Annotated in this window: 1 protein-coding gene; it reads right to left on the reverse strand. The window is 77.4% G+C overall.

Annotated elements, in window-relative coordinates; genetic code table 11:
- The coding region (locus FK498_RS18670; protein ID WP_141857200.1) for a Mur ligase family protein at positions 1-1,212 on the reverse strand (1,212 nt) is incomplete at its 3' end.
- Positions 1,213-1,356: the final 144 nt, after the last annotated feature.

The following is a 1,356-nucleotide window of genomic DNA, read 5'->3' on the forward strand; positions in this document are numbered from 1 at the left end:
GTCGGCCGCCGCCGCGGCGGCGCCCATCGGCGCGCGCTTGCCGGGATCGCGGTCGCCGCCCGCGCCGACCACGATGGTGATGCGGCCGCGCGCATGCGGGCGGAGCGCGCGGAGCACCGCGGCGATCGCATCCGGCGTGTGCGCGTAGTCCACATAGACCGCCGCCCCGTTCCCGAGCACGGCGACCCGCTCGATGCGCCCGCGCACGCCGGCAAGCTGCGGCAGCAGCGCGAACACCTCCGCCGTGCCCGCGCCGGTGGCGATGGCGAGCGCCGCGGCGACCAGCGCGTTGTCCGCCTGGAACCCGACGAGCGGCAGGTCGAGCGCCTCCGTCCGCCCGGCATGGCGCAGCGTCAGCGCCGTGCCCTCCGCGCGGGGCTCGGCGCGGCGGACATCGATGAACGACCCGCCCGGCCCGACCGTCAGCAGGCGGAGGTGCCGCTGCGCCGCGATCGCGCGCAGGGCCGCGATCACCTCGTCCGGCAGGGCGGCGTGCGCGACCACCGGCGCCCCCTCCGGCAGCAGCGTGTCGAACAGCCGCAGCTTGGCGGCGAGATAGGCCGCCATCGTGCCGTGATAGTCGAGATGGTCGCGCGTGAAGGTGGTGAACGCCGCCGCAGCGAGGCGCACGCCGTCCAGCCGGCGCTGGTCGATCCCGTGGGAGGAGGCCTCCATCGCCGCATGCGCGATGCCGGCGCGCGCGAGCCCGGCGAGGGTGGCATGCAAGGCGACCGGATCCGGCGTGGTCAGCCCGCCGCCCGGCTCGACCCCGGGCGCGATCACGCCGAGCGTGCCGAGCGAGGCGGCGCGCCCCTGGTGCAGCCCGGCCCAGATCTGGCGCAGGAAGTCCACCGTCGAGGTCTTGCCGTTGGTGCCGGTGACCGCGGCGATGGTGGCGGGCTGGAGGGCGTGGAACGCCGCCGCCATCAGCGCGAGGCGGCGGCGCGGATCGGCATCCGTGATGAGCGGGCGGGGGGGGACGCCGGGCGGCCAGGCGGTGCCTTCGGGGGCGAGCACCGCGGCGGCGCCGCGCGCCACCGCCTCGGCGATGAAGCGCCGCCCGTCGGCGCGCGTGCCGGGCAGGGCGGCGAACAGGTCGCCCGGGCGCACCGCGCGGCTGTCGGCGGTGAGTCCGGTCACCGCGAAGGCGTCGAGCCGGGCGGCATCCAGCGCCTCGCCGCCGAGCGTGGCCTGTCCGCTCAGCCCGTGCATGAGCTCACTGAGCCGCAACGCGGCGCTCCGGTGCGCCGAGCGCCGCCTGGCGCTGCGTCGCTGCCGGCGCGCCGGGGCGCGCGGGCGAGGAATGCCCCGGCAGCGTTATGGCGAGTGCGGCTCGGAAAGTCTCGGTCTAACGTT

Origin of the sequence: Elioraea sp. Yellowstone (assembly GCF_006704265.1) — a bacterium.
In the GTDB taxonomy this organism is placed as follows: Bacteria; Pseudomonadota; Alphaproteobacteria; order Acetobacterales; family Acetobacteraceae; genus Elioraea.